Source organism: Streptomyces sp. NPDC002490, from assembly GCF_040296045.1.
Taxonomy (GTDB): domain Bacteria; phylum Actinomycetota; class Actinomycetes; order Streptomycetales; family Streptomycetaceae; genus Streptomyces.
This window is the reverse complement of the sequence record NZ_JBEOWM010000041.1, coordinates 1-24,562: the sequence shown is the minus strand read 5'-3', so window position 1 is coordinate 24,562 and position 24,562 is coordinate 1. Positions and strand designations below refer to the sequence as shown.

The following is a 24,562-nucleotide window of genomic DNA, read 5'->3' as shown; positions in this document are numbered from 1 at the left end:
CGCCCGTCGACCCGCCCCCGACCGACTCAGGCGCCGGGGGCGGGCGCCAACTCGGCCAGCATCACCGCCCGCAGCCGCAAGGTCGCCACCAGGCGTCGGAAGGACTCGGCCCAGTAGTCGCCCGCCCCGGGCGCCGCGTCCGCCGATGCGGCGGTGGCCGCCGTGAGCCCCGTCGTCGCCGCGAGCCGTTCCCCCTCCGCCGGATCCAAACAGCGCTCCGCGAGCCCCATCACCCCGCTGAAGCTCCACGGGTAGCCGCCCGCGTCCCGGGCGATGTCCAAGGCGTCGACCACCGCCCGGCCCAACGACCGGGACCAGGGCACCGCACAACCGCCGAGCAACTGGAACGCCTCCGACAGCCCGTGCCCGGCGACGAACCCCGCCACCCAGTCGGCCCGTTCCGCCGCCGGCAGCACGGCCAGCAGCCTCGCCCGGTCGGCCAGCGACACGGCCCCCGGGCCGCCCGCCTCCGGAGCGGTGGGCGCGCCCAGCAGCGCCCGCGCCCAGTCGGCGTCCCGCTGCCGGACCGCCGCCCGGCACCAGGCGGCGTGCAGTTCCTCGCGCCAGCCGTCGGCCACCGCAAGCGCCAGCACCGCCGCCGGGTCCGCCGCGCCCAGCCGGCCGGGCCACCGGTCGAGCGGGGCCGCCGCCACCAACTGGCCCAGCCACCAGGAGCGTTCGCCCCGTCCGGCCGGCGGCCTCGCCAGCACGCCGTCGCGCTCCAGTGCGGGATCGCAGGAGTGCGGCGCCTCCACCACGATCGTGGTCACCCCCTCGCCGCGCTCCGGCGCCACGCAGGCCGCCGCCCGCCGCGCCATCCGCCCGGCCAGCGCGGACCGCGGCAGCCCCGCCAGCAGCTCGGCGGCCGTGGCCCGGACGTTGCGGCTGCGGTCGGTCAGGGCCGCCTCCAGGAACGGCTCGTCGGCCGGCCCCAGCCCGGTGCGCAGCGCGTCGAGGAACACCAGCCGGTCCTCCGCCCGCTCCTGCGCCCAGCCCTCGACGAGCAGGGCGCGCGCCGCGTCCGGGTCCCGGAGCCGCAAGGACTCCAGCAGCGCGGCCCGTTCCGCGAACACCCCCTCCCGCCAGCGCCGCCGCACCGCCTCCGGCCCCTCCCCGGCCACCGGGTCCGTCCCGGCCGCCCCCGCCCGCAGCACGAACCGCCAGTCGGGGTTGAGCCCGGCCAGCCACCGGGCGCGCACCCCCGCGTACCGGAGGACCGCCGGCCGCAGATCGGTACGCGCCCGGGCCGCGTCCAACAGGGCGGGCAGCACCTCGGGCCGCGGCGCGTAGCCGTGCGCGTTCGCCACCGCCAGCCACTCGGGCAGCAACTCCGTCAGCTGGGGCAGCCCGGGCGCGGGCCCCCGGCGGCCGGTGTCACCGGGGCGCGACAACTCCGCCAGCAGGCTCGACAGCCGGTGCGCCGCCGCGGGCGGGGTGGGCGGTCGCGGGTCGACGGGCGCGGGCGGCGGCAACGGTGCCGCGACCGCCGGCGTGAGGCCCGCCCGCCGTCGCACCACCCGGGCGGCCAACGCGTCCAGCAACGCGGCCGGCCCCCCGGGCACCCCCCGCCGGTCGGTGCCCACCAGCGCGGTCACCACCAGCGCGTCCCACTCCCCGTCCGGCGCGGCCCCCACGCCCCCGGTGCCCGCCCCATCGACGGCCGTGTCGCCGCCCGCCCCGGCGGCCCGTCCACCCGCGCGTCCGCGTTCCCCCCGACCCATGCGCCCCCCGCTCCCTCGGTCCGCCGATCCGCCCTCGCCCCGTCCGCGTCACCCCAGGGGCACCACCACCCCGTCCGCGCCCCACACGGCGAGCGGGCGCAGACCCGTGTGCCCCAGCTCCCCGAAGACGGTCACCCCCGTGCCGCCCGCGAAGGCGACCAGCCGCCACGGCGCCGCGCCCCGCGGGAACTCCGGCGCGAACGGCAGCGCCCGACCGGTCGACGGCTCGACCACCTGCCCCCGCCCCTCCCCGGTGAGCACGGGCACCACTCCCGCGAGCGTCACCGCCCGCCCCTCCGTCCAGGGGTCCGCCGCCACCGTCGCCCCGTACCCGGCGAGCGCCGCCGCCACCGACCCGCCCGCCGGGACCCGAGCCCCGGGCGCCCGCCCGCCCGGGGGCGGCGGCGTCACCCCGCGCACCTCCCCCAGGTCCAGCCGCGACCACGCCGCCCCCGGGTGGGGGAGTGCCGTCGCCGCCACCACGCCCCCGACCGGCAGCGACAGTTCGGGCGCCCGCCCCGGTGCCCCGTACGACAGCACCAGCCCCGTCCGGCCGGACACCGCCCCGTGCACCCAGATCCGGCGGACCGTCAACCGGGCGCCCCCGCCCCGGTCGTACGGGTCCTGGTGGTCGTGCTGCGCCAGCACCAGCCACCGGTCCGGCACCGGCTCCCCCCGCGGCACGGGCGGCAGCCCCACCCGGGTGCGCACCGTGGCGGCCAGCGGGGCCGGCAGGGAGTCCCGGCGCAGCCACCCCCCGACCAGCAGGTGCAGCAGCGCGCACTCCTCCACCAACCGGGCCGGTCCCCCCGGCCCGGCCCCCGGCAGTGCGCCCAACCCCCGCACCCGCGCCGCGAGTCCGGGCGCCTGCGCGTCCACCATCCGCGCCGCGGTCTCCTCCCACGCCGCGGCCCCCTCCCGTTCGGCCGCGGCCAGCCCCCCGCGCAGCACGTCGGCGAGCCGCTCCCGCAACTCCCCGGCCCCGGCCGTGACCCGCGCGGCCCGCCGCTCCGCCCGCCGGCGGGCCGCCTCCGGGTCCACCGGGGCGGTGCCCCCGCGGACGGCACCGGCCGGACCTGTGTGTGACGCACGGTCACCTACGGCTGCGTGCGGCCCGTTTCCCGTCCCCCGTGTCCCCGGCATGCCCCGCGCCTCCTCTCCCGTCATGTCACCGACCGTAGGGGGCGCCACTGACAATCCGCCCTGACCTGCACGTTCGCCGAGAGTGGAGGGCATTGTCAGTGGCGTGGTGCACGGTGGACAGCGGATCAGAAAGCTTCGATCTGGAGGGGGACCGCCACATGTCCGTGCCCGTGCCCACACCATCCACTTCCTCACCGTCCGTGTCGCCGACGGCTTCGGCCGCACCGCCGCCGGGAGCACCGTCCGCACCGTCCGCAGGCGTCGGGACCGAGGTGCTCCGGCCGCACGCCGAGGACGCCTTCGCCGCCGAACTCGCCGCGCTCGCCGTCCACGACGACCGTCCCCGCCCGGAGCGCTGGCGGCTCTCGCCGCGGGCCGTCGCCACCTACGTCCTCGGCGGCAGCCTCCCGGACGGCACCGTCATCACCCCCAAGTACGTCGGCCCGCGGCGCGTCGTCGAGGTCGCCGTCACCACCCTCGCCACCGACCGCGCCCTGCTGCTGCTCGGAGTGCCCGGCACCGCGAAGACCTGGCTCTCCGAACACCTCGCGGCGGCCGTCAGCGGGGACTCGACCCTGCTGGTCCAGGGCACCGCGGGCACCCCGGAGGAAGCACTGCGCTACGGCTGGAACTACGCCCGGCTGCTGGCGCACGGGCCCGGCCGCGAGGCGCTCGTCCCCGGCCCCGTGCTGCGGGCCATGGCCGAGGGGCGGCTGGCCCGGGTGGAGGAACTCACCCGCATCCCCGCCGACGTGCAGGACTCCCTCATCACGGTCCTCTCCGAGAAGACCCTGCCGATCCCCGAACTCGGCGAGGAGGTCCAGGCCGTCCGCGGCTTCAACCTCATCGCCACCGCCAACGACCGCGACCGCGGCGTCAACGAACTGTCCGGCGCGCTGCGCCGCCGGTTCAACACGGTGGTGCTGCCGCTGCCGGCGAGCGCCGACGACGAGGTCGAGATCGTCGCCCGCCGGGTCGGACAGCTCGGCGGGGCGCTCGACCTGCCGCCCGCGACGGACGGCGCCCGGGAGATCCGACGGGTGGTCACGGTCTTCCGCGAACTGCGCGAGGGGGTCACCGTCGACGGCCGGACCAGGGTGAAGTCCCCCAGCGGCACGCTCTCCACCGCCGAGGCGATCTCCGTGGTCACCCAGGGACTGGCGCTCGCCGCCCACTTCGGCGACGGCGCGCTGCGCCCCGCCGACCTCGCCGCGGGACTGCGAGGGGCCGTCGTCCGCGACCCGGCCACCGACCGGGTGGTCTGGGAGGAGTACCTGGAGACGGTGGTCCGCGAACGCGAGGGCTGGACGGACCTCTACCGCGCCTGCCGGGAGGTGGGCGCATGACCGGGACGCGCACCCCCGCGGTCGGCCCGCTGCTGCTCGGCGTCCGCCACCACGGCCCCGGCTCGGCGCGCGGCGTGGCCGCCGCCCTGACGGCGGCGGAGCCGCCGGCCGTGCTGATCGAGGGGCCCCCGGAGGCCGACGCCCTGCTGCCGCTCGCCGCCGACCCGGGGATGCGGCCCCCGGTGGCGCTGCTGGCCCGGGTGCCGGACGACCCGGAGGCCACGGCCTGCTGGCCGTTCGCGGAGTTCTCCCCGGAGTGGGTCGCCCTGCGCTGGGCCCTGCGGCGCGGCGTGCCGGTGCGGTTCGTCGACATCCCGGCCGCCCACTCGTTGGCCCGGCCGTCCGCCCCGTCCCGACCCGCGGGGCACCGCGACCCGGTGGCCGAACTCGCCGCGGCGGCCGGCCACTCCGACCCCGAGCAGTGGTGGGAGGACGCGGTCGAACACCCCTCGGCCACGGCCGCCCCCGGCGATCCGCTGGCCCCGTTCGCGGCGCTGGCGGACGCGATGACCGCCCTGCGGGAGGCGGAACCGGCGTCTGCCGGGGCCGGGGGCGACCCCGGCTGGGAGGTGGCCCGCGAGGCCCACATGCGGCTGCGACTGCGGTCGGCCCGCCGGGAGTTCGGTGACGGGGTCGCCGTGGTGTGCGGCGCCTGGCACGTGCCGGCGCTGCGCCGGCCGGTCCCGGTCGCCGCCGACCGGGAGCGGCTGCGCGGGCTGCCGCGGGTGCGGGCGGAGCTGACCTGGGTGCCGTGGACCCACCGCAGGCTGACCCGGGACGACGGGTACGGCGCGGGCATCGGCTCGCCCGGCTGGTACGGGCACCTGTTCCGTAGCCCCGACCGCCCCGTGGAGCGCTGGCTGACCGAGGTCGCCGGGCTGCTGCGGGCCGAGGGGCGGGCCGTCTCCTCCGCCGAGGTGATCGAGGCCGTGCGGCTGGCCGGGGCGCTGGCCGCGCTCCGCGGCCGGCCGCTGCCCGGGCTGCCCGAGACCCTGGACGCGGTGCGGGCCGTGATGTGCGGGGGATCGGACGTGCCGCTGGCCCTGGTGCACGACCGGCTCGTCGTCGGGGACGCCCTGGGGCGGGTGCCCGAGGCGGCGCCCGCCGCACCGCTCCAGCGGGACCTGAACCGGCTCCAGCGCACCCTGCGGCTCGCTCCCGAAGCGGCGGAACGGGAGCGGGAACTCGACCTGCGCAAGCCCCTCGACGCCGAACGCAGCCGACTGCTGCACCGGCTGCGCCTGCTCGACGTGGCCTGGGGCGAGCTGGTGGACGCCCGCCCCGGCACCGGCACCTTCCGGGAGGCGTGGCGACTGCGATGGCGACCGGAACTCGCGGTGCGGGTCGCCGAGGCGGGCGTGTGGGGGAGCACGGTGCGGGAGGCCGCTGCCGCCCGCGCCCGGGCGCGGGCGGTGTCCGCCGAGGGGCTCGCCGAGGTCACCGCGCTGGCCGAGCGCTGTCTGCTGGCCGACCTCGGGGAGGCGCTGACGGCGGTGATGCGAGTGCTCGCCGACCGGGCCGCCCTCGACCCGGACGTCGGCCGGCTGGCCGCCGCACTGCCCGCCCTGGTCCGGGCGGTGCGGTACGGCGACGTCCGGGGCACCGACACGGGCGCGCTGCGCACCGTCGCCGAGGGCCTCGCCGAACGGGTGTGCGTGGGCCTGCCCCCGGCGTGCACGGCGCTGGACGAGGAGGCCGCCGCCGCGATGCGGGTGCACCTGGACGCGGTGCACGGCGCGGTGGGCCTGCTCGCCCGGGCCCCCGCGCCGCCCCCGGCAGCACCGGGCGCACCCGACCCCCGGCCGGGCCCGGGCGCCCCGCCCGCCCCGGCCGGCCGGGCCGGCGGACGGGGTGCGGCCCCCCGGGCCGGTCCGCTCGCCCGCTGGTACGGAGTGCTGCACCTGCTCGCCATCCGGGAGCGGGTGCACGGCACCCTCCGGGGGCGGGCCGCCCGCGTCCTGCTGGACGAGGGCGAACTCGCCGAGGAGGCGGCGGCCCGACTGCTGGGCCTGGCCCTGTCGCCCGGTACCCCGCCGCGGGAGGCCGCCGCCTGGTTGGACGGATTCGTCGGCGGGGGGCCCGGCGGCGGCCTGCTCCTGGTCCACGACCCGCGGGTGCGGGAACTGGTCGACCGCTGGCTGTGCGCGGTTCCCGCGCAGGCGTTCACGGAGGTGCTGCCGCTGCTGCGGCGGACCTTCGCCGCCTACGAGCCGGCCGTCCGCCGCACCCTGGGCGAACTGGTCCGCGGGCGGGCCGGGCCCGGCGGTGCCGGCCCGGCCGCGACCGGCTTCGGCGCGGAACCCGACCCGGTGCGGGCCGCCGCGGTCGACACGGTCCTGACGCTGCTCCTCGGGCCCGGCCCGCCCACCCCCGACCCCCCGGCACCCGGCGAGGAGACCCCCGCATGACCGCACCGGACGTTCCGCCCGCGCCCCTGCCGGACCCGGCCGCGGAGCGGGCCCGACGCTGGCGGCTGGTGCTCGGTGCGCCGGCCGCCCCGGATCCGGCGCCGCCCCTCTCCGCCCGTGACGCCGCACTGGACCGCACCCTCGCCGCCCTCTACGAGCGGCCCGACCCCGCGTCCCCGGGCGCCGACCGCACCGGCGGCCTCGGTGCCTCCGCCCCCTCCGTCACCCGCTGGCTCGGCGACGTCCGCACCCACTTCCCGTCCTCGGTGGTCCAGGTGATGCAGCGGGACGCGATCGACCGGCTCGGGCTCGCCGCGCTGCTGCTGGAGCCGGAGCTCCTGGCGGAGGTCACTCCGGACGTCCACCTGGTGGGCGTCCTGCTGTCACTGCGGCAGGCCCTGCCGGAGCGGACCCGGGAGACGGCGCGCACGGTGGTCCGCACCGTGGTGGCGGAGCTGGAGCGCCGGCTCGCGTCCCGTACCCGCACCGCCGTCCGCGGCGCCCTGGACCGGGGCGCCCGGGTGCGGCGCCCCCGTCACCGGGACATCGACTGGAACCGGACGATCGCCGCCAACCTGGTCCACTACCTGCCGGAGCACCGCACGCTCGTCCCGGAACGGCTGGTCGGCCGGGGGCGGGCGGACCGGGCGGTCGGCAAGGACGTGTTCCTCTGCGTCGACCAGTCCGGTTCGATGGCGGCGTCCGTGGTGTACGCGGCGGTCTTCGGCGCGGTGCTGGCGTCGATCCGGACGCTCACCACCCGACTGGTCGTCTTCGACACCGCGGTGGTGGACCTCACCGAGGCGCTGGACGATCCGGTGGACGTGCTCTTCGGCACCCGGCTCGGCGGCGGCACGGACATCGCCCGGGCCCTCGCCCACTGCCAGCAGCGGATCACCCGGCCGGCCGAAACGGTCCTCGTCTTGATATCCGACCTGTACGAGGGCGGGGTGCGGGGCGAGCTGACGAAACGGGTCGCGGCGCTCCGGGCGTCCGGGGTGCGGTGCCTGGTGCTGCTCGCCCTCTGCGACGAGGGCGCTCCGGCCTACGACCACCGGCAGGCGGCCGAGCTCGCCGCGCTCGGCGTCCCCGCCTTCGCCTGCACGCCCGACGCGTTCCCCGAGGTCATGGCCGCCGCGCTGGAGGGCCGTCCGGTCGTCCCGCCCACCGCCGGGGAGGGCGCCGGCACCCGGTAGGGGCGGGGCGGCCGCCGGCGCCCGCACCCCTCCCGCCCGGCCCCGGGGGGCCGTCGCGGGGGCCCGGACACCAGGGGCGCGCCCCCCGCCCCACGGCCCTCCCACCCGCCTCGTGCGCCCCTGTGACTGTTATCACCGGCTCCGGACCACCCACGGCGAGAAGTCCCCCACCGGACGGGGATAACCTGCGAGACGGACATGCCGCGTGCCCGGCCGACCGTGTGCGCATCCCAAGTGACCGCGGAGTCACGTTGCCCATCGCGGCACGCCCACGCAGACAACGAACCGCGAGATCACGATAGGGACGGACGCGCGTGGACCTGTTCGAGTACCAGGCGAGGGACCTCTTCGCCAAGCACGGTGTACCGGTGCTGGCCGGTGAAGTCATCGACACGCCTGAGGCGGCGCGCGAGGCGACCGAGCGACTGGGCGGCAAGTCGGTCGTCAAGGCGCAGGTGAAGGTCGGCGGTCGTGGCAAGGCGGGCGGCGTCAAGCTGGCCGCGACGCCCGACGAGGCCGTCGCCCGCGCGACGGACATCCTCGGCATGGACATCAAGGGCCACACGGTCCACAAGGTGATGATCGCCGAGACGGCCCCGGAGATCGCCGAGGAGTACTACGTCTCCTACCTCCTGGACCGCACCAACCGGACCTTCCTCGCCATGGCGTCGGTCCAGGGCGGCATGGACATCGAGGAGGTCGCCGCCAAGACCCCCGAGGCCCTCGCCAAGGTGCCCGTGGACGCCAACCAGGGCGTGACCATCGAGAAGGCCCGCGAGATCGTCGCCCAGGCGAAGTTCCCGGCCGAGGTCGCCGAGCAGGTCGCCGAGATCCTGGTCACCCTGTGGGACACCTTCAAGGCCGAGGACGCGCTCCTGGTCGAGGTCAACCCGCTGGCCAAGGTCGCCGACGGCCGGGTCATCGCCCTCGACGGCAAGGTGTCCCTGGACGCCAACGCCGAGTTCCGCCAGCCGGAGCACGCCGCCCTGGAGGACAAGGCCGCGGCCAACCCGCTGGAGGCCGCCGCCAAGGCCAAGAACCTCAACTACGTCAAGCTCGACGGCGAGGTCGGCATCATCGGCAACGGCGCGGGTCTCGTGATGAGCACCCTGGACGTCGTCGCCTACGCCGGCGAGAACCACGGCGGCGTCAAGCCCGCCAACTTCCTCGACATCGGCGGCGGCGCCTCGGCGCAGGTCATGGCCGACGGCCTGGAGATCATCCTGGGCGACGCGGACGTCACGTCCGTGTTCGTCAACGTCTTCGGCGGCATCACCGCCTGCGACGAGGTCGCCAACGGCATCGTCCAGGCCCTCCAGCTGCTCAAGGACAAGGGCGAAGAGGTCACCAAGCCCCTCGTCGTCCGTCTCGACGGCAACAACGCGGAGCTGGGTCGCAAGATCCTGTCCGACGCCAACCACCCGCTGGTGCAGCGCGTGGACACCATGGACGGAGCGGCCGACAAGGCCGCCGAGCTCGCGGCTGCGAAGTAAGGGACGAGGTTTCCACAGCCATGGCTATCTTCCTCACCAAGGACAGCAAGGTCATCGTCCAGGGCATGACCGGGGCGACCGGCATGAAGCACACCCGCCTCATGCTCGGTGACGGCACCAACGTCGTCGGCGGCGTGAACCCGCGCAAGGCGGGCACCACGGTCGACTTCGACGGCACCGAAATCCCCGTCTTCGGCTCGGTCAAGGACGCGATCGACAAGACCGGCGCCGACGTCACCGTCATCTTCGTGCCGGAGAAGTTCACCAAGGACGCGGTCGTCGAGGCGATCGACGCCGAGATCCCGCTCGCCGTGGTGATCACCGAGGGCATCGCCGTGCACGACTCGGCGGCCTTCTGGGCGTACGCGGTCGAGAAGGGCAACAAGACCCGGATCATCGGCCCCAACTGCCCCGGCATCATCACCCCGGGTCAGTCGAACGTCGGCATCATCCCCGGTGACATCACCAAGCCGGGCCGCATCGGCCTGGTGTCGAAGTCCGGCACGCTGACGTACCAGATGATGTACGAGCTGCGCGACATCGGTTTCACCACCGCCGTCGGCATCGGTGGCGACCCGATCATCGGCACCACGCACATCGACGCGCTCGCCGCGTTCCAGGAGGACCCCGAGACCGAGCTGATCGTCATGATCGGCGAGATCGGCGGTGACGCCGAGGAGCGGGCGGCCGACTTCATCAAGGCCAACGTCACCAAGCCGGTCGTCGGCTACGTGGCGGGCTTCACCGCGCCCGAGGGCAAGACCATGGGCCACGCCGGCGCCATCGTCTCCGGCTCCTCCGGCACGGCCCAGGCCAAGAAGGAGGCCCTGGAGGCCGCGGGCGTCAAGGTCGGCAAGACCCCGACCGAGACCGCGGTCCTCGCCCGCGAGCTGCTCAAGTAGTCCGCGCTCCGGTATCGCCGGTGGCCCGCACCCCCTCGGGGTGCGGGCCACCGGCGTCTTCCCCGCGCGGGCTCAGCGGAGCTGCGGATGCACCCGGTGGGGGCCGTGCCCCGGGGCCTCGCGCAGCCGGTCGCGGAGCGCCCGCCGGTCCTCGGTGAGCGGCCCCGGGCCCATCCGCGGCGGCACCCCCCGGACGGTCTCCGGCGGCGCCTCGGGCGGTTCGTAGGCGGTGGGCGCGGTGCGCAGGGTCAGGGCGGTGGCGCCGAGGATCAGCACCGTGAACGCGATCGCGGTCCGGGTCCAGAACCGGGCGCGCCGCTCGCACTCGGCCCGGATGGTGTCCGTGCGCGGCGGCTGGAGCTTCTCGCCGCGGGCCAGCCGCTCCAGGCCCCGCCGCAGCGCCTCGGGCTCGGCGAAGGCGGGCAGCCGCTCGGCGACGCTGCGCCGCGCTCGGGTCAGCCGGCCCGCCGCGGCCGGGGTGCTGGCCTCGGTCTCCGCCGCGGTCTCCGGCAGGTCCAGCCCGACCCCGTCGTACAGCAGCAGCGTGCGCCGGTAGGACGGCGGCAGCGCGAGCAGCGCGTCCAGCAGCGCGTGGTCCTCCGGATGCGCGGGGGGCGGCTCCGGTTGGCGGTGCGCGCGCCGGAACCGGTGCCACGGCGACACGGCGTACTCGTACGCGGCGGCCCGCACCCAGCCCGCCGGGTCCCGGTCCACGGCCACCTCCGGCCACCGCTGCCACGCCTGGTGGAACGCCCGCTCCACCGACTCCTGGGCCAGCGCCCGCCGTCCGGTGAGCAGATAGGTCTGGCGCACCAGCGCCGGGGCGCTGTGCCCGTACAACCGGTCGAACGCCTGGGCGGGGGTGAGTCCGGTGGTCCGGTCGGCGAGGAGCACCGAACCGTCCACGGCGTGCCGACGACCGAAGGGGACGCTCAGGGGGTGGGCGATGGCGTTCACGGATGACGGCCCTCCGGGCGCTGCGTGACCGTGGCGGACCGGGACCGTCCGCGGGGGAGTGGTGGAGTGCTGAGGGGGCTTGCGGGAGTGCCGGTCGCGCCGGTCCGGCGGATGGGCCGGAGGCCGCTGCCGGTCCCGCGGCGGGACCCGGGCCGCCCCCGCGGGAACCTCGGAGGACCCCGGCGGCACCGGAGACGGGGGACCGGCTGTCGGGGGCGAAGCGGGGGCGGGGCCCGGAGCGGCGGCGGAGGCCACGGGGGCCGCCGGATCCGCCGGTCGGGCGACGGGGTCGAGGGGTGCGGCGGGGTCCGGGCCGCCGGCGGGGTCGGTGCGTGCCGCGTGTTCGGTGCGTGCCGCGTGTTCGGCGCGGGCGTGGAGCCCGGCGAGCAGAGCCGCGTACGCCTCGCGCTTGCGGCCGCGCGGAGCGGTGCGCCCGGCCTCCCAGGACCGCACGGTCTCCCGGGTGACCCCCACCCGGTCGGCCACCTGCTCCGGGGTGAGCCCGCCCGCCTCGCGCAGCCGTCGGCGTTCCCCCGGGGACGGCAGCGGGGCGGCGGTGCGCCGGCTCACCGCGGACCCCCCGCACCCGGGCGGGGCGGCCCCGCGGACACCGTTCTCGGGCCCTGCCGTCGAGCGGAAAAGAACATAAAAGTATTTTGAGCGACACATCCGGTAATCGCTCGTTACGCGGAGAAGGCGCGTGTCGTTGGGAGCATGACGGCGTGACCCGGATGCCCCCCGCCCCCGCCCCGCCCGCCCCCGAAGCACCGGCCCCCTCACCCCCCTTCGCCCCGGTGCGGGACCGCCTCCCCGCCCTCGGCGCCTGCCTGGTCTCCGGGGCGATGGCCGCCGTCCTCGGCCTCAGCCTCTGCACCCTGCTCGTCCTGGCCCTGTGGATCAGTTCGCCCTACCCGGACAGCGGCCCCGGCGGCGCCCTGCGCACCGCCGCCGCCCTGTGGCTGCTCGCCCACGGCGCCGACCTGCTGCGCACCGACACCCTCACCGGCCTCGCCACCCCGATCGGCGTCACCCCGCTGCTCCTGGTCGCCCTCCCCGTCTGGCTGGTCCACCGGGCCGCCCGGGACGCCGCCCGGCCCGGCGCGGTGCCCTTGGTCTGGTCGGGGGTGGTCGCCGGCTACCTCGCCGTCGCCCTGGCCGCCGCCGGCTACACCGCGGGCGGCGCCCTGCGCCCCGCCTGGGCCAGCACCTGCGGCTGGGTCCCCGCCCTGGTCGGACTCGCCGCGGCGGCCGGCATCCGCACCGCGTACGGGCGCCCCCGCCGCAGCTGGCCGCCACGGCGCCCCGCCTGGGCGGCCCGCCTCCCGCTGCTGCGCGGCGACGCGCACGGCACCGCGCTCCGCCGGCGCACCCGCTCCGCCGCCGTGGACGGCGCCGTCGGCGCCCTGGCCCTGGTGGGCGGCGGTGCCCTGCTCGTCGGGGTGTCGCTGCTGTGGCACGGGGACGAGGTCCGCGCCGCGTTCCCCGGCCTCACCGAGGGCTGGTCCGGCCAGTTCACGGTGTTGCTGCTGGCCCTGGTGCTGGTGCCGAACGCCGCGGTGTGGGGCGCCGGGTACGCCCTGGGGCCCGGCTTCCACCTCGGTTCGTCCTGGCCGCCGATCGGCCCGTTCACCGCGGGCTCCGCGGATCCCTCGCTCCCGCCCTTCCCGCTCTTCGCGGCGGTGCCCGGCCCGATCGACGGCGCGGGTTGGCTGCGCTGGACGGTGTTGGTGGTGCCGTTGGCCGCGGGCGCCGCGATCGCCTGGTCCGCCACCCGCGCGGGCGACGGCGGATGGCGGTGCGCGGTGCGCACCCTGGAGGGCGCCCTGTGGTGCGGGGCCGCGGTCGGGGTGCTGGCCCTGCTCTCCGGCGGCCCCCTCGGCGTCGCGGACCTCGGCCGGGTCGGTCCCGTGGGGTGGCGGGTGGCGGTCGCCGCCGTCGCCTGGACCGCGCCGGTCGCCTTCCTGCTGGCCCTGCTGCTGGCACTGCTGGGCTGGCTCGGCTTCCTCGGGGCGCTGGGGCGGGCGCGTCGGCCCCGCGGCTAACCGCGCGGACCCAGCCGCCGCACGTACGCGTCGAGCACCTCCCGGGCCCGGTCCCGGTCGAGCTGGCCCAGCAGGGTCTGGACGGTGAGGCCGTCGGCGAGGGCGAGCAGGGTGCGGGCCTCGTGCTCGGCGTCCACCCCGGGGCCGGCCGCCCCGCGGATCAGTTCGGCGAGCAGTCGGTGCACCTGCGGGTAGCCGTCCCGCAGGATCCGGGCCATCGCGGGGGTGACGGCGGCCCGGGCCACGAACGCCAACCAGACCTGGGCGTCCGGGCGTCGCTCGGCGTTCAGCAGGGCGAGGTCGACGGCCACCCGGGCCAGCGCGGCGGGGGAGGGCTCGGCGGCGAGCGCCCGCACCCGGGCCGTGAACTCCTCGCTGACCCGCGTCAGGGCGAGGACGAGCATCTCGTCCTTGGTGCGGAAGGAACGCTGGACCGCCCCCATGGAGAGCCCGGCGCGCCGCGCGACGTCGCGCAGGGTCACGCCCTCCAGTCCGTGTTCGTCGGCCAGGGCGTAGACCGCCTCGACCACCCGGTGCCGCCGCTGGTCGTGGTCCACCTGTCTGGGCACGTTCCGCACCGCCGTCCTGGGTCGAGGTCGAGGCCCGATCCTATTCCGATGCGAGCGCATCGGAATCCCGGATACGATCCGATGCACTTGTATCGGAACCTCGGGAGGCAAGGGCCGTGGAATCGGAACCGTGGAAGTGCACCGCCGTCGAGTTGGCCGCCGCGGTCACCGCGGGCGAGATCGACGCCGAGGAGGTCGTGGAACACCACCTCGACCGGATCGCCGCGGTGAACCCGCTGGTCAACGCGGTCACCCGGACCTTCGTCGAGCAGGCCCGCCGGGACGCGCGGGAGGTCGACCGGCGGCGGTCGGCCGGCCTGCCGCTCGGCCCGCTCGCCGGCGTGCCCTTCACCGTGAAGGAGAACCTCGACGTCCGGGGCGTGCCCACCACGCACGGTCTGGCGCACTTCCGGGAGGCCCGGGCGCGGGCGGACGCCCCTTCGGTGGCCCGGCTGCGCGCGGCCGGCGCCGTCCCGATCGGGCACGCCAACGTGCCCGACCTCACCCTGGGCGGAATGCACCCGCACAGCGAACTCTTCGGCTCGACGCGCAACCCCTGGCACCCCGGCCGCACCCCCGGCGGCAGCAGCGGCGGTGACGGCGCCGCCGTGGCCTCCGGCATGGCGACGCTGGGGCTGGGCAACGACTCGGGCGGCTCGATCCGCATCCCGGCCGCCTTCTGCGGCACGGTCGGACTCAAACCCTCCTACGGCCGCTACCCCGCCGACCACCGCATCGGCCCCGACGATCCCCCGCTCGCCTCCCAGCTCCTCCCGGTGGACGGCCCCTTGGCCCGTACCGTCGCCGATCTCCGGCTGGTCCACGAGGTGCTGGCCGGCCCGGACCCCCGAGACCCCCGGGTGGTGCCCGCGCCGGCGCACGGGCCGGTGCCGGACGGGCCGCTGCGGGTGGCGGTGGTGGCCGACCCGGGGGGCCAGGGGGTGCACCCCGACGTCCGGGCGGCCGTCGGGGCGGCGGCGGACGGGCTCCGGGCGGCCGGACACCGGGTCGAGGAGATCCCGGACGTCCCCCGCCTCGCCGAGACCACGGCGGCGTACGGGCACCTGGTGATGACCGAGTTCGCACTCGCCTGGCCGCGGGTGCGCACGATCCTGCCCGAGGACAGCCGCGCCTACGTCGAGCTGTCGATGGCGCGGACCCCGCCCGTCGAACTCGCCGAGTACCTCCGGCTGACCGGCGTCCGGCTGGGCCTCCAGCGGGACTGGGCCCACCTGCTGCGCCGGTACGACCTGGTCCTCGGGCCGGTCTTCACCGAACCACCGGTCGAACCCGGCCTGGAGTCCCGGGACGCGGACGGGCACCAGCGGGTCACCCGCGCGATGCGGCTGTGCACGGCGACCAGCTTCGTCGGGCTCCCCGCGGTGGCCGTGCCCGGCGGGCTCGCGGACGGACTGCCGCAGGGCGTGCAGCTGATCGGCCCGATGTACCGGGAGGACCTCTGCCTGATCGGGGCGGAGGCCGTCGAACGGCACGTCGGCCCGCTCACCCCGGTCGAGCCCCTCCCGGTGGCGGGGCCCGTCGAGGGCTGACCGGCCGCCCCGCCCGGACGGCGGACGGCGCCCCGCACCGGGGGGTGCGGGGCGCCGTCGGTGGTGCCGGAGCGGGGTTCAGTCCTTGGTGCTCAGCAGCGGACGCAGTTCCTTGGGTAGCAGGTCCTCGCAGGAGTCCTGCTGCGGAACGGTCAGCGCGTCCCGTACGCACACGTAGTAGTCCCGGTACACCAACTGGGCGGTGAACGTGGCCGCGACCATCGCCAGCGCCAGCCCGCCGGTCACCAGCCCGCTGATCGCCGCGGTGCTCATCGACCGCACCGCCACCGAGGAGCCGCCCTCGGCGGCGCCCCGGGAGCCCTTGGCGCCGGCGCGTTCGCCGTCCCCGGCCTCCGCGCCGGACCGGTCCCGCCGGGGGCCGCCGCGCACCGCGCTGACGCCCCAGTACACCGCGAGCGCACCGAGCATCAGCGCCACGTAGGGCCAGCTGAACAGGGCGAAGAAGAACGCCCACATGCCGGTGAGCAGGGCGAACCGGGCCCGGCGCTGCGCCGGGTCGGAGGGGTCCCAGCGCATGTTCGGCGGCTGTCCCTCGGGGCCCGAGCCCTGCCCGGGCCGGTCCCCGAACCGCCCGGACGTCCGTCCGGGCTGCCGGTCGCTCCACTGGCCGCCCCACGGGCCCCGCCCGCCGCCCTCGTCGCCGTCCTGGCCCGAGCCGCCCGAGCCCTCCGAGCGGCGGGGCCGCCAGGGCCGGTCCGGGGCGCCCGCGGGCGGCGGCGCGAAGGGGTTGTCCCGGTCCGAGCCGGACCGGTCCCGCCCGCCGGAGTCACCGGAACCGTCGCCCTCGCCGCCGTGCGACGGGGACGCCCCCGGCTGCTCGGTCTGGCCGCGGTCCCGCAGCAGGAGGGCGCCGTGGACGGACCCGGGCGCGGGCCACGGGTGCTGCGGCAGGGGGCGGAGGCTCGGGTGCGGCATCGGGTGTGCGACTTCCCCTCGGTGGAGCGCGGTGGATCTCGCGGGGTCCGCGCCGATCCGGCTGGGCGGCCCGGCCGGGACGGCGCGGACCGCGGTGGACCCCAGTGATGGTACGGGCCCGCCCCCGGTGCGCGACCGTACGGCCCCTCCTGCGGAGCGTGCCGTCGGCCCGGGCACACCCGGGGAACGAACGGTGCCCACCCGGTGTTCCGCCCCGGTCCGCCGGGCGGGAGCGCCCGGGAGGCCGCCGGGCCCGTCCCCGGGGGCGACCGGGCGACCGGCGCCGGTATCGTTGCTGCCGGTCGGCCGCTTCGTAGGGTTCCCCGTATCCGGACCCGCCGCACCCTCGTGCGAACGTCCAAGGCGCCGTGCGCGGGGCGGGACGGCGGCGGACCACGGCACACCTCGCCGACCGTCGAACGCCCCCGTGAGAAAGGGCCCCCACCGTGGCCGCCAAGCGCCTGGTCGTGCTGGTCTCCGGATCAGGAACGAACCTTCAGGCCCTCCTCGACGCCATCGCCGCCGCGGGACCCGAGCACTACGGTGCCGAGGTCGTCGCCGTGGGCGCCGACCGGCCGGGGACCGTCGGCCTGGAGCGCGCCGAACGCGCGGGGCTGCCCACCTTCGTCCGGCAGGTCAAGGACTACCCCACCCGCGATGCCTGGGACCGTGCGCTGGCCGAGGCCACCGCCGCCCACGCGCCCGACCTGGTCGTCTCGGCCGGGTTCATGAAGATCGTGGGCAAGGAGTTCCTGGCCCGTTACGGCGGGCGCACCGTCAACACGCACCCCGCACTGCTGCCCAGTTTCCCCGGGGCCCACGGCGTGCGCGACGCCCTCGCGTACGGCGCCAAGGTCACCGGGTGCACCGTCCACTTCGTCGACGACGGCGTCGACACCGGCCCGGTCATCGCCCAGGGCGTGGTCGAGATCCGGGACGAGGACGACGAAACCGCGCTCCACGAGCGCATCAAGGAAGTCGAACGCAAGCTGCTCGTCGAGGTCGTCGGCCGGCTGGCCCGGGACGGCTACTCGATCGAGGGACGAAAGGTGAAGATCCCGTGACCGCCGAAGGTACGCAGAGCCCCGCCGGGGCGCAGGTGGCCATCCGCCGGGCGCTGATCAGCGTCTACGACAAGACCGGGCTGGAAGACCTCGCGCGCGGCCTGCACGCCGAGGGCGTCGAGCTGGTCTCCACCGGCTCCACCGCGGCGCGGATCGCCGCCGCCGGGGTCCCGGTCACCAAGGTCGAGGACCTGACCGGTTTCCCCGAGTGCCTGGACGGCCGGGTCAAGACCCTGCACCCCCGGGTGCACGCCGGCATCCTCGCCGACCTCCGCCTCGACGCCCACCGCGCCCAGCTCGCGGAGCTGGGCGTCGAGCCGTTCCAGCTCGTGGTGGTGAACCTCTACCCGTTCCGGGAGACCGTCGCCTCCGGCGCCAGCGCCGACGAGTGCGTGGAGCAGATCGACATCGGCGGCCCCTCCATGGTCCGCGCCGCCGCCAAGAACCACCCCTCCGTCGCCGTGGTCACCAGCCCCGCCCGCTACGGGGACGTGCTCGCCGCGGTGCGCGGCGGCGGCTTCGACCTGACCGCCCGCAAGCGGCTCGCCGCCGAGGCGTTCCAGCACACCGCCGCCTACGACGTGGCCGTCGCCTCCTGGTTCGCCTCGGAGTACGCGCCCGTCGACGACTCCGCGTTCCCCGACTTCCTCGGCGCCACCTTCGAGCGCCGCAGCAGCCTGCGCTACGGCGAGAACCCGCACCAGCCGGCCGCCCTCTACGTCGACGGCAGCGGTGGGCTCGCGGAGGCCGAGCAGTTGCACGGCAAGGAGATGTCGTACAACAACTACACGGACACCGACGCCGCGCGCCGGGCCGCGTACGACCACGACGAGCCGTGCGTGGCGATCATCAAGCACGCCAACCCGTGCGGCGTCGCGATCGGCCCCAACGTCGCCGAGGCGCACCGCAAGGCGCACGCCTGCGACCCGGTCTCCGCGTTCGGCGGGGTCATCGCCGTCAACCGGCCGGTGACGGAGGAGATGGCGAAGCAGGTCGCCGAGGTCTTCACCGAGGTCATCGTCGCCCCCGACTACGAGGACGGCGCCCTGGAGGTGCTGACCCGCAAGAAGAACGTCCGGGTGCTGCGCGCCCGCCAGGCGCCCGCCGCCACCGTCGAGGTCAAGCAGATCGACGGCGGCCGGCTGCTCCAGGTCGCCGACCGGCTCCAGGCCGACGGCGACGACCCGGCGTCCTGGACCCTGGCCACCGGCGAGGCGCTGTCCCCGGGCGAGCTGGCCGAGCTCGCCTTCGCCTGGCGTGCCTGCCGGGCCGTCAAGTCCAACGCGATCCTGCTGGCCAAGGACGGCGCCTCGGTCGGCGTCGGCATGGGCCAGGTGAACCGGGTGGACTCGGCGAAGCTCGCCGTGGAGCGCGCCGGCGCCGAGCGGGCCCGGGGCTCCTTCGCCGCCTCGGACGCGTTCTTCCCGTTCCCGGACGGGCTGGAGATCCTGCTGGCGGCCGGGGTGCGGGCGGTGGTCCAGCCCGGTGGCTCGGTCCGTGACGAGCTGGTCGTGGAGGCCGCCAAGAAGGCCGGCGTCACCATGTACCTCACCGGCACCCGGCACTTCTTCCACTGATCGCGCGCCGCGCGAGGGGCCGGGCACCTGGCGGGGGACGCCGTCGGTCAATTCCGGGCCCTGATGCTTCGCCCCGTCGCCATGCGACGGGGCGAAGTGCTGCCAGGGGGCCGGTGCGGGCGCGGGGTGGGGGTGGTGCTGCGGACGGGGTTGATCGCGGCGCCGGTGAGCTGGTGCTGGAGGCTGGTCCTCCCGAGTCCGCGGTAACGGGATCTGCGACGAGGTCGGCTCCCCGGACCACAACAGGGTCCGGGGAGCCGACGTCACGCGAGGACCGGAATGCGCCAACGGCGTCCCGCCGATGTCCCGGGTGCGGAGGTGGCGCGAGGAGAGGGTATTGGCGCGGCGGAGCTTCCCCCGTAGCTTGTGCGGACCGCCGTGGCAGGCGCGGTGGTCCAAGGGGAGGGATCGCGTGAACTCGCTTGTGTCAAAGGCTCGTTGGTTAGGTTCCCTGGTGATCGCGGGGGTGCTGCTGGTAGCCGGTGCGGGCACGGCCGGTGCGCGGACGGAGGGCGGGGGCGCCGGGCCGGTGCGGGGCGTCCCGCAGGTCGTGCAGATGGGGGCGGGAGGCCAGTCGGTGGCGGTCAGCCCGGACGGCCGCAGGGCGTACGTCTCGACCATGTCGCGCGGCAGGGGCTCGGGCCTGGCGGTGATCGACACGCAGAGCGGGGCCGTCACGGCGGACCTGCTGCTGAGCGGGGGGTACCGGGCGGCCGCCGCCGATGTGGCCGTGAGCCCGGACGGCTCGCGGGTGTACGTGCTCTACGGGGTCGGCCACGGCTCGCCGGTGTCCCTGCTGGGCGTGGTCGACACCGCGACCAACACCCTGGTCGCCAGCGTCGCGCCGCCGGCCCAGACCACCCCGGAGGGGTATCTGGAGGGCAACCTCAGCGAGCTGACCGTCAGCGCGGACGGCTCGCGGGTGTACGTGACGCAGTTCGGCCCGACGGCCCCGCAACGTCCGACCGCGGAGGGCACCCGGGTGTTGCAGTTCGACACCGGCCAGCAGGCGTTCACCGGCGCGGTGACGCTGTCCGGGTACTACACCGGGTCCGTCGTCGTGCGGCCGGGTGGCGGGGACGTGTACGTGGCCGGCGGCGGGGGCCTGACGCACCTGGACACCAGCGGTCCCAGCCCCGTCGTGGAGAACACCAACGGCGCCGTCGGCGGCCCCTTCGCCGGTCTGGCCCTGTCCCCGGACGACACGCGGCTCTTCGGCGTGAACCGCGCGGGCCGGGGCTTCACCGTCGACCTCGCCACCGACGCCGTCACCGCGAGCTACGACATCACCCCGAACCGGTGGCTGTGGACCTTGTCGGTGAACGCGGCCGGCACCCGGTTGTACACGCTCTCCCAGGACGCCTCGCTCCTGGCGATCGACACCGCGACCAACGCCGTCGTCCCCGGCGAGGGCGTCCCGGGGCTGAACGCCGCGGACGTGGCGCTGGGCCCGGACGGGCACACCTTCTACGCCGTGTCCGGTCCCGACCTGCGGATCATCGGCTTCTGACCGTGCTCGGGCCGCGCGGGCCCCGCTCCTCATCGGGACACTCCGCGCGGCCCGCGCCGAGCGGCGAACCGCCCCCCGGAGGGACCGCTACACGATTCGCGCCGGGGGCGGGGGCACCGTCAGCGGCGCGGCCGGTCGAACCAGGCCGACGCCTGCGGGGTGACCATCGACACCAGGACGGTGCCCGACATCACCACCCACAGCACCCCCGCGAAGGTCGCCGTGCCCCCCTCGCCGCCGACGATGTTGCCGACGCCGAGGAGGACCAGCAGGCAGGCGTGCACGATGGTGGTGACGCGGATGCCGGTCCCGCCGCTGCCGATCTTGACGCCCAGGAAGATGGAGAGCGCGCCCAGTCCCAGGGACACCGCGGCGACCAGGAAGCCGAGCCCGGCGAACCAGTCGGTCTCCTCGCCGCTGCCCGTGCCGTTGGAGACGTCCTGGAGGGCGCCCACCAGGAGGCCGAAGACCAGCCCGCCCAGGATGAAGAAGGCGCTGAGGACGAAGAGGAACACCCGCCCGGTCATGATCAGCCCCGGCATGCTCATGGGTGCCGCGCCGTGCGGGTACAGCGGCGGGGCCTGCGGGTACCCGTAGCCGGGCGGCCCGTAGCCGTGCTGACCGGGCACCGGCTGGCCGTAGCCGGGCGGGGCGGCCTGGGCGGCCGACGGGTGGGCGTGGTGGCCCGGCGGCGGTGGCTGCTGGCCCCACCCGGGGGGCTGGCCGTTCCCGGGCTGCCCGGGTTGTTGCCCGTAGGGGGCGTTCGGGGCGCCGAAACTCATGGCGGGTGCTTCCTCCGTGACGTCGGGGCGTGCGGAACGGGGCGGACCGGCCCGGAGGAAGCGCTGACAGATGCGGCCCGTACCCCCCGACACTGCCCGCGGAACTGTGCGGCCCATGCTGATCGAGCCGCTCCCCGTTTGTCCACCCCGTTCCCCTGCGTGGCCCGTCGCCCGGACGCCGGCGGCCGGGCGGCGGGCCACCGGCCGGACCGGATTGGAACCCCGCGCCGGCCATCCGCGAAGATGGGGGGCATGACCGCCCAGATTCTCGATGGCAAGGCCACCGCAGCAGCGATCAAGTCCGAACTGGCCGTCCGCGTGGCGGCCCTCAAGGAGCGGGGCGTCACGCCCGGGCTCGGCACCGTCCTGGTCGGCGACGACCCGGGCAGCCAGAAGTACGTGGCCGGCAAGCACCGCGACTGCGCGCAGGTCGGCATCGCCTCCATCCAGCGCGAACTGCCCGCCACCGCCTCCCAGGAGGAGATCGAGGCGGTCGTCCGCGAACTGAACGACGACCCCTCCTGCACCGGCTACATCGTCCAGCTCCCGCTGCCGAAGGGCATCGACGAGAACCGGGTCCTGGAACTCATGGACCCCGCCAAGGACGCGGACGGCCTCCACCCGACCAACCTGGGCCGCCTGGTCCTCAACGAGCCGGGCCCGCTGCCCTGCACCCCGTACGGCATCGTCCGGCTGCTGCGCCAGCACGGCGTGGAGATCAACGGGGCCGAGGTCGTCGTGGTCGGCCGCGGCGTCACCATCGGCCGCCCGATGCCGCTGCTGCTCACCCGCCGCTCCGAGAACGCCACGGTCACCCAGTGCCACACCGGCACCCGGGACCTCGCCGCCCACCTGCGGCGGGCCGACATCGTGGTGGCCGCGGCGGGCGTGCCGCACCTGATCAAGCCGGAGGACGTGAAGCCGGGCGCCGCCGTCCTGGACGTGGGCGTCTCGCGGGACGAGAACGGCAAGATCGTCGGCGATGTGCACCCCGGGGTCGCCGAGGTCGCGGGCTGGCTGTCGCCGAACCCGGGCGGGGTCGGCCCGATGACCCGTGCGCAGCTGCTCGTCAACGTCGTCGAGGCGGCCGAACGGAACGCGAACGGTGTCGGCTGACGCTGCGGGCACCGCCTCCACCCCGAACGGCCCGACCCCCGGGCCGAGGGTCGTGAAGGTCCGCAACCGCCGCTTCTCCTTCACCCGGGACACCGCCCGGCCCGAGGGCGGCGGCCGGGCGGCCCCCGGCGACGCCCCCGCCCCGGCCCGTCAGTGGCCCCTGATCGCGGTGCTCGCCACGGTCGGCGCGGGGCTGGCGCTGACCGGGCTGGACCTCTTCCGGCTCGGGACGGCGCTGATCGGCATCGGGCTGCTCGGCGGGGCGGTGCTGCGCTGGGCGCTGCCCTCGGTGGGGATGCTGGCGGTCCGCTCCCGCTTCACCGACCTGATCACCTACGGGGTGCTGGGCGGATCGATCCTCCTGCTGGCGCTGATGGCCCAGCCGAAGCCGCTGTTGGAGATCCCGTTCCTCGACGACGTGCTGCACTACACGGTCAAGAGGTGACGGGGACGCCCGGCGCGACTCGTTCGCTCGGGCGTTCGGCCGCATCGGCGGCCGTTCGAGTGCGGCCCGACGGCCCGCGCCCCCTCCCGGGGCGCGGGCCGCTGTCGTCCCCGGGTGCACCGAACGTGATCCGCGTCGCACCGGACGGGATCGGCGCGCGCGCCACGCGGTACGGTGCCCCGACGAACCGCCGAGCACGGCACCGGATTCGCCGTCCGGACCGGTGCCGAAGCCGCTGAAACCGAACGCCAGGTTCCGTATCGCGGACGGCCCCGACGGTGGGACACTGGCGCGCAGGCACCGGACCCTTCGGCGTGCGAACGGCGCGCGCGGGGTGGTTCGAACGCCTCCGTGCGCCCCCGGGTGGGGAACTGGTCTCCCCGGCCCGGGCATCCCTGTGGGTAAACCGGTCCGGTAGGGAGCACGGGTGCGTGGTTCACGTGTACACAGAGTGATGTAGACGGCGTACCGGTTCGTTCGGGGGGATAGGGGACACGATGCCTCGTTGGAAGGACTTGCCGGAGGAACTCGACCCGCAGGTCAAGGAGTTCACCGGGCAGCTCCGCAGGCTGGTCGACCGCAGCGGGCTCGGCATCGCCGCGCTCGCCGACCGCACGGGCTACAGCAAGACGTCGTGGGAGCGCTACCTGAACGGTCGGCTGCTCGCCCCGAAGGGCGCCATCGTCGCCCTCGCCGAGGTCACCGGCACCAACCCCGTCCACCTGACGACCCTGTGGGAACTGGCGGAGCGGGCCTGGAGCCGCTCCGAGATGCGCCATGACATGACCATGGAAGCCATCCGGATCTCCCAGGCGCGGGCCGCGCTCGGCGAGACCGGCGGCCCCGAGGCCGGCGGCCGGGCCGCCGCACGCAAGGCCGCCGGCTCGCGCCCCGGCCCCACCGCCCCGCCGGGACGCCCCGGCGGAGCACCCGCCGGCCGGGGCGGCGCCCACGCGGCCCGCGGCCCCCAGCACTCCACCCCGCCCGGGGGCACCCCCGGTGCCGACGTCACCTTCCAGAGCGTCCGCTACCAGGGCCCGCTCGGCGGCGCCGTCCCCAACGGCCCCGCCGCCCGCCGTCCCGCCCACGCCGCCCCTCCCGGCACGCCCCCGCCCGGTCGCCCCGCCGGCGGACCCCCGCCCGGCCCCGGCCGCCCCGGCGGCCCGGCTGCCGGCAAGCGGAGGGCCACCCTCTTCGCCGCCGGCGCGGTCGGCGCGGTCCTCCTGATCGCGGGGGCGTTCCACCTCACCGGCGGCTTCGGAGCCGGCGAGGAGGCGGAGGCCAAGCCGACCCCGTCCGCCCCGGCCAGCAAGAAGCCGCTGCCCGCCGGGGTGGAGTGCAGCGGCACCGACTGCACGGGCAAGGACCCGGAGACCATGGGCTGCGGCGGCGAGTACGCGCGCACCGCCACCACCGTCCGGGTCGGCGCCGCCACCGTCGAGGTCCGCTACAGCAAGACCTGCGAGGCCGCCTGGGCGCGGATCACCCAGGCGTCCGGCGGCGACACCCTGGAGATCGCCGCCCCCGGCGCCAAGAAGCAGACCGGCGAGGTGGGCGCCGCGCCCGACAGCGACGCCTACACGCCGATGGTGGCGGTCAAGACCGCCGACGAGGCCGAGGCGTGCGCCGTCGTCGCGGCCACCAAGGGCTGCACGGAGTAGCCCCCGGCGGGGCGCCCCGCAGGCTGCGACCGCACGAGCCCGACCGGGCCCGTGCGGTCGACGCTTTCCGGCCGAATCGACCGCGCCCCCCCCCCCCCCCCCCCCCCCCCCCCCCCCCAGAGGGAAGAGGGGGGGGGGGGGAAA

At 76.5% G+C, this 24,562-nt stretch carries 19 protein-coding genes; 13 read left to right on the top strand and 6 right to left on the bottom strand.

Translation table 11 applies throughout. The annotated features are described in order from the left end of the window. Positions 1-26: 26 nt before the first annotated feature. A complete protein-coding gene (locus tag ABT092_RS23505) occupies positions 27-1,721 on the bottom strand; it encodes a DUF5691 domain-containing protein (RefSeq protein WP_351246985.1) in 1,695 nt (564 codons plus the stop codon). Between the two features lie 48 nt (positions 1,722-1,769). Further along, positions 1,770-2,762 carry an SWIM zinc finger family protein gene (locus ABT092_RS23500; protein WP_502968491.1) on the bottom strand — a complete coding sequence of 331 codons (993 nt, stop codon included), beginning with the start codon at positions 2,760-2,762 and terminating at the stop codon, positions 1,770-1,772. Positions 2,763-3,022: 260 nt separating this feature from the next. Between ABT092_RS23500 and ABT092_RS23495 the strand changes: the two genes are divergently transcribed. From ABT092_RS23495 to sucD, 5 genes are all read left to right on the top strand, one after another. After that, positions 3,023-4,210, top strand: a complete 1,188-nt coding sequence (locus ABT092_RS23495; RefSeq protein ID WP_351246981.1) for an ATP-binding protein — start codon at positions 3,023-3,025, stop codon at positions 4,208-4,210. Continuing rightward, entirely contained in the window at positions 4,207-6,618 is a 2,412-nt protein-coding gene (locus tag ABT092_RS23490) for a DUF5682 family protein (protein ID WP_351246979.1), read from the top strand. The genes ABT092_RS23495 and ABT092_RS23490 overlap by 4 nt, the downstream gene beginning before the upstream one ends. Continuing rightward, positions 6,615-7,814 (top strand): VWA domain-containing protein, encoded by a 1,200-nt coding sequence (locus ABT092_RS23485; RefSeq protein WP_351246977.1) that lies wholly within the window; start codon positions 6,615-6,617, stop codon positions 7,812-7,814. Before ABT092_RS23490 ends, ABT092_RS23485 begins: the two co-directional genes overlap by 4 nt. A gap of 314 nt (positions 7,815-8,128) precedes the next feature. Continuing rightward, the gene (gene sucC, locus ABT092_RS23480) at positions 8,129-9,307 is read left to right on the top strand and encodes an ADP-forming succinate--CoA ligase subunit beta (protein WP_351246975.1); all 1,179 of its coding nucleotides are present in this window, start codon (positions 8,129-8,131) and stop codon (positions 9,305-9,307) included. Positions 9,308-9,327: 20 nt separating this feature from the next. After that, complete coding sequence (gene sucD / locus ABT092_RS23475) at positions 9,328-10,209, top strand: succinate--CoA ligase subunit alpha (RefSeq protein WP_351246973.1); 882 nt, start codon at positions 9,328-9,330, stop codon at positions 10,207-10,209. Between the two features lie 72 nt (positions 10,210-10,281). Here sucD and ABT092_RS23470 read toward each other — a convergent pair whose 3' ends face one another. After that, a complete protein-coding gene (locus tag ABT092_RS23470; protein WP_351246971.1) occupies positions 10,282-11,736 on the bottom strand; it encodes a sigma factor-like helix-turn-helix DNA-binding protein in 1,455 nt (484 codons plus the stop codon). Between the two features lie 161 nt (positions 11,737-11,897). Here ABT092_RS23470 and ABT092_RS23465 point away from each other — a divergent pair, with 161 nt between their 5' ends. Continuing rightward, on the top strand, positions 11,898-13,208 hold the full coding sequence (locus tag ABT092_RS23465; RefSeq protein ID WP_351247060.1) for a cell division protein PerM: 1,311 nt from the start codon (positions 11,898-11,900) through the stop codon (positions 13,206-13,208). Here ABT092_RS23465 and ABT092_RS23460 read toward each other — a convergent pair. Next, positions 13,205-13,777 carry a TetR/AcrR family transcriptional regulator gene (locus ABT092_RS23460; RefSeq protein ID WP_351246969.1) on the bottom strand — a complete coding sequence of 191 codons (573 nt, stop codon included), beginning with the start codon at positions 13,775-13,777 and terminating at the stop codon, positions 13,205-13,207. The two genes, ABT092_RS23465 and ABT092_RS23460, sit on opposite strands and share 4 nt — an antisense overlap. 116 nt (positions 13,778-13,893) lie before the next feature. Between ABT092_RS23460 and ABT092_RS23455 the strand changes: the two genes are divergently transcribed. After that, positions 13,894-15,327, top strand: a complete 1,434-nt coding sequence (locus ABT092_RS23455) for an amidase (protein ID WP_351246967.1) — start codon at positions 13,894-13,896, stop codon at positions 15,325-15,327. A gap of 78 nt (positions 15,328-15,405) precedes the next feature. On the opposite strand, the gene ABT092_RS23450 is transcribed toward ABT092_RS23455, so the two are convergent. Continuing rightward, on the bottom strand, positions 15,406-16,263 hold the full coding sequence (locus ABT092_RS23450; RefSeq protein WP_351246965.1) for a hypothetical protein: 858 nt from the start codon (positions 16,261-16,263) through the stop codon (positions 15,406-15,408). Positions 16,264-16,709: 446 nt separating this feature from the next. Between ABT092_RS23450 and purN the strand changes: the two genes are divergently transcribed. From purN to ABT092_RS23435, 3 genes are all read left to right on the top strand, one after another. Beyond that, positions 16,710-17,327, top strand: coding sequence for a phosphoribosylglycinamide formyltransferase (gene purN, locus ABT092_RS23445; protein ID WP_351246963.1), 618 nt, complete (start codon positions 16,710-16,712; stop codon positions 17,325-17,327). After that, positions 17,324-18,904: a bifunctional phosphoribosylaminoimidazolecarboxamide formyltransferase/IMP cyclohydrolase gene (gene purH, locus ABT092_RS23440; protein WP_351246961.1), complete on the top strand. Its 1,581-nt coding sequence runs from the start codon at positions 17,324-17,326 to the stop codon at positions 18,902-18,904. The genes purN and purH overlap by 4 nt, the downstream gene beginning before the upstream one ends. A 454-nt stretch (positions 18,905-19,358) precedes the next feature. Beyond that, entirely contained in the window at positions 19,359-20,414 is a 1,056-nt protein-coding gene (locus tag ABT092_RS23435; RefSeq protein ID WP_351246959.1) for a YncE family protein, read from the top strand. Between the two features lie 119 nt (positions 20,415-20,533). On the opposite strand, the gene ABT092_RS23430 is transcribed toward ABT092_RS23435, so the two are convergent. Further along, positions 20,534-21,196: a hypothetical protein gene (locus ABT092_RS23430; protein WP_351246957.1), complete on the bottom strand. Its 663-nt coding sequence runs from the start codon at positions 21,194-21,196 to the stop codon at positions 20,534-20,536. Between the two features lie 252 nt (positions 21,197-21,448). Here ABT092_RS23430 and ABT092_RS23425 point away from each other — a divergent pair, with 252 nt between their 5' ends. The 3 genes from ABT092_RS23425 (at position 21,449) to ABT092_RS23415 (ending at position 24,418) form a co-directional block, all read left to right on the top strand. Next, entirely contained in the window at positions 21,449-22,312 is an 864-nt protein-coding gene (locus ABT092_RS23425) for a bifunctional methylenetetrahydrofolate dehydrogenase/methenyltetrahydrofolate cyclohydrolase (protein WP_351246955.1), read from the top strand. Continuing rightward, on the top strand, positions 22,302-22,757 hold the full coding sequence (locus ABT092_RS23420) for a DUF3017 domain-containing protein (protein WP_451362928.1): 456 nt from the start codon (positions 22,302-22,304) through the stop codon (positions 22,755-22,757). The genes ABT092_RS23425 and ABT092_RS23420 overlap by 11 nt, the downstream gene beginning before the upstream one ends. 497 nt (positions 22,758-23,254) lie before the next feature. Next, on the top strand, positions 23,255-24,418 hold the full coding sequence (locus ABT092_RS23415) for an XRE family transcriptional regulator (protein ID WP_351246951.1): 1,164 nt from the start codon (positions 23,255-23,257) through the stop codon (positions 24,416-24,418). The last annotated feature ends 144 nt before the right edge of the window (positions 24,419-24,562 follow it).

What these genes read in the sequence shown, in the direction of transcription:
- ABT092_RS23505 (WP_351246985.1), bottom strand. Translation starts at nt 1,721, where the DNA reads ATGGGTCGGGGGGAACGCGGACGCGCGGGTGGACGGGCCGCCGGGGCG.
- ABT092_RS23495 (WP_351246981.1), top strand. Translation starts at nt 3,023, where the DNA reads ATGTCCGTGCCCGTGCCCACACCATCCACTTCCTCACCGTCCGTGTCG.
- ABT092_RS23490 (WP_351246979.1), top strand. Translation starts at nt 4,207, where the DNA reads ATGACCGGGACGCGCACCCCCGCGGTCGGCCCGCTGCTGCTCGGCGTC.
- ABT092_RS23485 (WP_351246977.1), top strand. Translation starts at nt 6,615, where the DNA reads ATGACCGCACCGGACGTTCCGCCCGCGCCCCTGCCGGACCCGGCCGCG.
- sucD (WP_351246973.1), top strand. Translation starts at nt 9,328, where the DNA reads ATGGCTATCTTCCTCACCAAGGACAGCAAGGTCATCGTCCAGGGCATG.
- ABT092_RS23465 (WP_351247060.1), top strand. Translation starts at nt 11,898, where the DNA reads ATGCCCCCCGCCCCCGCCCCGCCCGCCCCCGAAGCACCGGCCCCCTCA.
- ABT092_RS23450 (WP_351246965.1), bottom strand. Translation starts at nt 16,263, where the DNA reads ATGCCGCACCCGAGCCTCCGCCCCCTGCCGCAGCACCCGTGGCCCGCG.
- ABT092_RS23430 (WP_351246957.1), bottom strand. Translation starts at nt 21,196, where the DNA reads ATGAGTTTCGGCGCCCCGAACGCCCCCTACGGGCAACAACCCGGGCAG.
- ABT092_RS23425 (WP_351246955.1), top strand. Translation starts at nt 21,449, where the DNA reads ATGACCGCCCAGATTCTCGATGGCAAGGCCACCGCAGCAGCGATCAAG.
- ABT092_RS23415 (WP_351246951.1), top strand. Translation starts at nt 23,255, where the DNA reads ATGCCTCGTTGGAAGGACTTGCCGGAGGAACTCGACCCGCAGGTCAAG.